General features: G+C 68.5%; 4 protein-coding genes. All 4 read right to left on the bottom strand.

The window, feature by feature from the left end; translation table 11 throughout:
* Positions 1-419: 419 nt before the first annotated feature.
* Positions 420-2552 (bottom strand): HNH endonuclease signature motif containing protein, encoded by a 2133-nt coding sequence (locus tag Aple_RS47560; RefSeq protein ID WP_155351390.1) that lies wholly within the window; start codon positions 2550-2552, stop codon positions 420-422.
* 452 nt (positions 2553-3004) lie between these two features.
* Positions 3005-3385 (bottom strand): hypothetical protein, encoded by a 381-nt coding sequence (locus Aple_RS47555; protein ID WP_155351389.1) that lies wholly within the window; start codon positions 3383-3385, stop codon positions 3005-3007.
* A gap of 1509 nt (positions 3386-4894) precedes the next feature.
* Positions 4895-5071, bottom strand: a complete 177-nt coding sequence (locus Aple_RS47550; protein WP_155351388.1) for a hypothetical protein — start codon at positions 5069-5071, stop codon at positions 4895-4897.
* A gap of 50 nt (positions 5072-5121) precedes the next feature.
* Positions 5122-6360 carry a class I SAM-dependent RNA methyltransferase gene (locus Aple_RS47545; protein WP_155351387.1) on the bottom strand — a complete coding sequence of 413 codons (1239 nt, stop codon included), beginning with the start codon at positions 6358-6360 and terminating at the stop codon, positions 5122-5124.
* Positions 6361-6365: the final 5 nt, after the last annotated feature.

Genomic DNA, 6365 nt, shown 5'->3' with positions numbered 1-6365 from the left:
CTGGCACCGATGGACTAGTTGGGACAGCAACGCGGCACGGAGACCGCGCGTCTCACACCATGCGCACTAGCCACATTGCCTGACAGCTTCACGGAGTCCGTAGGGTCAACGGAGTCCGTAGGGTCAACGGAGTCCGTAGGGTCAACGGCCGGGGAGACCTGTGAGGCATTGTCCCTGGGAAGGTGGTGGGGTCCCTTGGGAAGGTGGCCGGGGGCAACAGCGAGGGGCGACGACGAGGAAGTCATGGCGATCTAGTGCCGCGATCTCCCGCAGATCGGCACGCGGGCATCCGCACTGGCCACACTGTCCACGCCAAAGGACCCGACGAATTCGGAGCCGACCAAACGGAGAGTCGGCACGCGGAGTCGGCCCGGACGGTTCCCTGCCCCAAATGGGTGGCGCGCTCGTGCCGGTTCGGTTCAGCGTCGGAATCGTCCGGCGAAGCGGCCTCTTTTGCCGAGGTAGAGCAGGGTCCAGGTGCCGTCCTCGTTGCGGCGGAGGCGGTAGCGCTCAGGGTGGGCTGCTTTGTCTCGGTTGTGCCAGGTGCAGGCGGGGGCGAGGTAATCAAGGTCGGTGGTGCCGCCGTCGGCCCAGCCTCTGACGTGGTCGATTTCGCACATGTCGGCGGGGATGGCGCAGTCGTCGCGGTAGCAGGTGGTGTAGCGGGCCAGGATGGCCTGCCGCTGCGCCGGCGTGGCCAGGCGAACCGCACGACCCATGTCCAGCACCCGGCCCTTGGCGTCCACGACCATCCGGACCAGTCTCGAGGTACGGGCCAGCCGGTGGACATCGGAGATCGGCAGCAGCTGCCCGGTGGCGATCAACAGCCCGGGCGCCAGCCGGTCCGGCGCATGCCCACACGTCCTGCACGCCTCCCCCACCGGCCCCACACCCGAGCCCACGCTCCCCGCACCCGCGCCGGCTGAACCGGTGTTCGCGCTGCTGGCACCTGCTCCGGCTGAACCCGTGCCCGCGCCGCCGGTATCTGTTCCGGCTGAACCGGTGCCCGCGCTGCTGGCGCATGTCCCGGTCGGACCCGTGTCTGCGCTGCCGGTACCTCCTCCGACTGAACCCGTGCCTGCGGTGTGGCGGGGACCGCTCGCGCGGCAGGTCGAGCCGTCACCGGCCTGAGCTGTCCCGGGCCTAGCATCGCTGGAGCCAGCGGTGTCAGCGGTGTCAGCGGTGTCAGCGATGGCGGTATGGGGGTCAGTGGTGTCGGTCGCGGCTGTGTCGGCGTGTCCGGAAGTGCTCTGCGATGGCGGCACCCCCGTGGCGGGCGTGCCGGGTGTGCCGGGCGCCGCAGTGGAGGCCGCATGTGCAGGGTCGGCGTCAGGTGCGGGGTCGGCGTGTGCGGGGTGGTCGGTGGGCAGGGATTCAGCGCGGACCAAGACCAGCAATTCGGTGGTGACCTTCTTGGTCAACAGCGCTGACAGGGCGTCGGCCTGACGGACCCGCAGCGGACGGTCATCGTCCTTGCCCCTCGGCCTCGCATAAGCGGTAAGGAACTCGCGCAGCCGGGCACCGGCCTCCCGGGGCAGCCGGAACTCCCCCTCCACACCGCCCGTACTGGACGGACGGACCAGCAGAAAACGCGTCGCGTAGTCGTCTTCGGCCTCATCCTCCAGAGTGCCCGGATCCAGCAACTCACGCAGATACCGCCCAGCCTTGCCGATCTCCGCCGGAGACGCGCCGTCGGCCAACTCCACCAGAATCGGCTCCACCAACGCCGCCTGCGCATCACTCAGACGATCGGTGACCTGACAGATCGCCTCAACCGACCCCTCCGCCAGCGCCCCGCAGGCGAACCGCTCCCGCACCACGGGCAGCCGGGCCAGCTGAGTCGCCAACCGGACCAGACGAGACGCGCCCCCGCCGCTCATCCCCGCCGAAGCACGCAACCAGGTCCCAGTCGAGGCATGCCCGCCACTGGAGGCGCTCCTGGCCTCACCGGCCGCATGCACTCGCCCCACCCGCGCGGCGATCGCCGAGTCCAGCCGATCCCGCGTGAACAGCAACTCCTCCGTCTCACCCAGACACAACCCGCTGCTGTCGGGCAGGTCGGACACCGCAAGCAGGGACGCACGCTGCCTCAGCTCCGCCACCAGCACCCCCGAACCCACCGGCTCACCACAGGCCTGCGGCCCTGCCGAGGCCTCCGCCCCCGCCGAGCGGGCACCGTCGGTGGATCGGCCGGCCTCGGTGGAGCGGGCACCGTCGGTGGAGCGGGCACCGTCGGTGGAGCGGGCACCGTCGGTGGAGCGGGCACCGTCGGTGGAGCGGGCACCGTCGGTGGAGCGGGCACCGTCGGTGGAGCGGCCAGAGTCGGTGGAGCGATCGTGGAGAAACTGCTGCCGTGCGTTCTGCGGCCATGCGTCGCCGTATGCGCCGCCGCACGCGCCCCCGTATGTGTCTCTGTGGGCGTCGTCGGCGGAACGCTGAGGCGGGACGTACTCAGGGTCCAGCATGGTGCCCTTCAGCAACGCGGGCAGCTCGCGTCCGGAGGCGCCCTTCGCACGGGAGGGATCCCGCACCTCGAACGGAAACCCGAGCATGGAAGACGCCCTCCTTTCGCTCCAGCGGATCCGAACAACTGCTCTCACGCTATCTGGCAGCCACGACAAAACCTGGCCTTGATCCACGACAAAACCGCAGGTCACACGCCCCGCGAAAAGATCTACCTACCACCAGCACACCAACCGTCCGATCCTCAACCCGCGAAGAACAGGGCCTCGGCTCGCTTCATTCGAGCGACCGCGGGGATGACGGGGTCGGGCGGAGACCGAGGGAATCAGAGGACTGGGTGGGGACCACCGGTCCAGCGGAGAGTGCGGTTCCGAGCGAAGCCACGGGGAACGGGCAGAGGCAGGGCAGAGCCCGGAAGCAAGTAAGGGAGGGTGGGTGAGAGAACCACGGAGCGACTGGTGCCTCCGTGACCATCCCCTGGTCTCACTCAGGTTAGACAGAGAGGGTGATCGCTGTCGCGGGGCGGTAGCCTGCGGGCGGATTAGCTCTGTGAAGGCTTGGTTGTGATCAACTCGGTGGCCTCCGCCTCGGCGCGTAGCCGGAGGATGTATTCCGCCACCTCGACGGGGACCAGTGCGGCCACGCGCTCACCCTGGTCGTCGCGGACAAAGGTGATCGCGCCGTGTTCCCGCGCTTCCCCCACTATCGTCGGCAAGTGCATGGTCATCTGATCGAGGTCGAGATCGTCGATGGCATGCACGACCCGCTCGTCCTCCCGCCGCGTCAGCGGAGCGCGCCGGACGGCGCTCTCCGCCGCGATTCGCCGAAAACGGTCCTCGCGGACCCCTTCGGCTTCCCGCCCCCAGCGCCGGCCCCCGGCAGCCCGATCGACGTGATCCCACATTCGCTCGTGCGCGTCCATGCCCCCCATTGTCCCGCACCATCCTGGAACGCCAGGACCAGGAATATCCCAACGCTACTTGACCGTATCGGCGGGCCCTTCCTCCCCTTGCACGCGATCTCCGCCACACCCGCCTTTGCTAACCCAAGCGGGCTGACCAGCAGCGGGGCGCTGGATCCGTCCATCGACGATCTTCCCAGCAAAGTGCCGCTGGAGCCGAAATCGAGGAATGGCACCCCGCTGCTCTGCCCAACGGATGCTGGGGCTACGCCCAAGCGCCGTACAAGGGCGGGATAGGCGCTGTGTTCGGATACGCCAGCACCGCTCGTGCGAGCAGCGTCCCGGAGATCTACGTGTCGTCGACCCTGACGCGTGTCAACGGCGGACCAATCGTGCCAGAGCCAGTTTTGCAGCGTCGCCGACAACACGGTCGCGCTGGTATGGCTGGGATGGGGCCGACAGCAGCAGCGAACGCCGCACCCGGCAGAGCGAAGTCACCAGCGACCTGGCCGCTGACTGTTCCGATGAGGGCACCTACGACTACCGGATCGCCTCCTACCATGAAGTCCATAGCAGTGAAGTGTTGTCGGCGAGCACCACCGACAGGACCAAGGGGATCCCCTGCTGAAAGGCCGAGCGATGCGCACCGAGGTCACAATGTCAGGATGGCGGTTCTTCGTCGAGTCGTTGCCCTCAGGCCTCCTGCGTATCGGCGATGGGCCCGCTCTGCGACCCGACAGGATCAGAATCACCGACCTGGATGAGGCGGCTCAGCGTCGCGCGGCGACCATCGCGATGATGGGACATCGCCGGCGCGCTCGCCGGGGCAACTGGGCTCGCTTGTCGCGCACTACTTGGGTGTGGGGCCTTCACCCTGGAGATGTACGCCTGGAGGTGGTCCGGTGGCTGCGGAGTCCCCAGGCATTGATCGTCCACCGTCTCGGCCCTCAATTCTGGGTGGCCGAAGCGGTGGGCCGATTCCGCCACCTGGCGGTACACGCCGGTAGCCTGCCCGAAGCTCGAGTCCCAGGGCGCCCCCGCACGCGCCCTCGGCTGGCCCCCCTGCGGCGACAGGGAAACGACAAGCCATCAGCCCCATTGCGCTAGACCAGCATGGCAGATCCGGGGCTGCCGCTCGCGTCACTCACCAGTGCGACCACGGTCAACGGACATGCCGTTGTCGAGGTGGGCCAGTAGCTTCCGCACATCAAGATCGCACGCAGGCCATGATCTCGGAATCAGGCACGAGACCGTAACAAGATCCCGAAATGTGGATCAGAGCCTTCTTTCGTGGCCGCCAGCAACCACGCGCGAGAGCCCGCTCAGCGCCTATGCGCTTGGCTTTCGGCTGCAGTCGCTCATCGACTGATCGGGTCAACCTGCGGGCTGTTGTTGCGCCCGATGGCCGCCTGACCCGGCTTCACAGCCGGATGGTCGTCGGGTCCGGTCCTGGCCGCACCAGGAGTCCCCGGCGTCCACGCGAAAAGAACTGCGTGCGAAGTCAGCCAGCAGCGGGTGCCACCGAATCCCCTATTCGCTGGACACACCCTCCTCCTCGCCGTGCGATCGCGCCCCCGAATCGCCCTCGATCAGCTCGATAAGGTCGGCCGAACTCGACATCCCATACGACGAGACGCCCAGCAGGAAGATCCCCTTGAACAAGTAGACAATCTTGTCCCACGTATCGATCTCTTTTTCTGTCCCCATGACGTCCTCCTCTGAAAGGAGGGCGTGACATTCCGTTCCATTTCCGTGATCTAGGTCGGGCGCCCGACGAGCAGCGCCACGCACTCCACGTGGTGGGTCATCGGATATTGATCAAAAGCGCGGAGTTCGGCCAGGTCGTAACCGAGTTCGGCGAACCAGTTGAGGTCGCGGGACAAGGTGGCCGGGTCGCAGGAGACGTACACGATCCTGCTGGGGGTCAGAGCGGCGATGCGGGTCACGACCGGGCGGCCGAGACCGGAGCGGGGTGGGTCGCAGACGACGAGGTCGGCCTGCTGGATGTCGAGGCGGTCGAGGGCCTCCTCGACCTTGCCGCGTTCGGTCTGGGCCTGCGGGAGGTCGCGGAGGTTGTGGCGGGCGTCCTGGACGGCGGGGGGTTCGGATTCGATGCCGAGGACGGCGCCGGAGGGGCCGACGGCTTCGGCCAGGGCGGCGGCGAACAGGCCGACGCCGCAGTAGAGGTCCAGTGCCCATTCGCCGGGTTTGGGCTGAGCGAAGTCGAGGACGGCGTTCTGCAGGGTGGTCGCGGCGGCCGGGTGGACCTGCCAGAAGCCGCTGGCGGAAACCCGGTAGTCGCGGCCGGCGACGTGCTCGGTCAGGGTGCCCTTGCCCTGGAGCACGCGGGTGCCGCGACGGCCCTCGTCCAGCATGATCGAGGCGTCCACGTCGGGGATACGGACGTCGCGGTGGGGTTTGGGGGTGACGACGACCGCGCGGTCGCCACCGGTGGCGGCGATGAACTCGACCGTGGCGGCGCCGCGCCAGCCTTCGGTTGAGACGCGCAGGTCCTCGATGGCGGGATGGGCGATCAGGCAGGCGTCGATGCGCTCGATCTCGTGCGAGCGGTGGCGGCGCAGGCCGAGGCGGCCGTCGCGGTCGGCGGCGAACTGCACGCGGGTGCGCCAGCCGAGGCCGTCGGGCGTGCCGGGCACCTCCTCCACGACCACCTCGCGGGTGATCCCGGCCAGCCGCTGCAGCTGCTCGGCGACGACGTCGGCCTTCAGGCGGCGCTGCGCGGCCAGCGAGGCGTGCTGCCAGTCGCAGCCGCCGCAACGGCCGGGACCACTGAACGGGCAGGGCGGCGTGACCCGGTCAGGAGAGGCTTCCAGGATCTCGACCGCGTCGGCGCGCAGGAACCGGGTGGTCTCCTCGGTGACCCGGGCCAGGACCCGCTCCCCCGGCAGCGCATGCCGGACGAACACCACCCGTCCCTCGTGCCTGGCCACACACCATCCACCATTGGCCACCGCGCCAACCGTCAGTTCGAGCATCCCTC

The sequence above is a fragment of the Acrocarpospora pleiomorpha genome (assembly GCF_009687885.1).
Lineage (GTDB): Bacteria > Actinomycetota > Actinomycetes > Streptosporangiales > Streptosporangiaceae > Acrocarpospora > Acrocarpospora pleiomorpha.
This window is presented reverse-complemented; position numbering and strand designations above follow the sequence as displayed.

Excerpts from the sequence above, each read along its gene's own strand:
- Aple_RS47545 (WP_155351387.1), bottom strand. The coding sequence starts at position 6,360 with ATGCTCGAACTGACGGTTGGCGCGGTGGCCAATGGTGGATGGTGTGTG.
- Aple_RS47560 (WP_155351390.1), bottom strand. The coding sequence starts at position 2,552 with ATGCTCGGGTTTCCGTTCGAGGTGCGGGATCCCTCCCGTGCGAAGGGC.
- Aple_RS47555 (WP_155351389.1), bottom strand. The coding sequence starts at position 3,385 with ATGGACGCGCACGAGCGAATGTGGGATCACGTCGATCGGGCTGCCGGG.
- Aple_RS47550 (WP_155351388.1), bottom strand. The coding sequence starts at position 5,071 with ATGGGGACAGAAAAAGAGATCGATACGTGGGACAAGATTGTCTACTTG.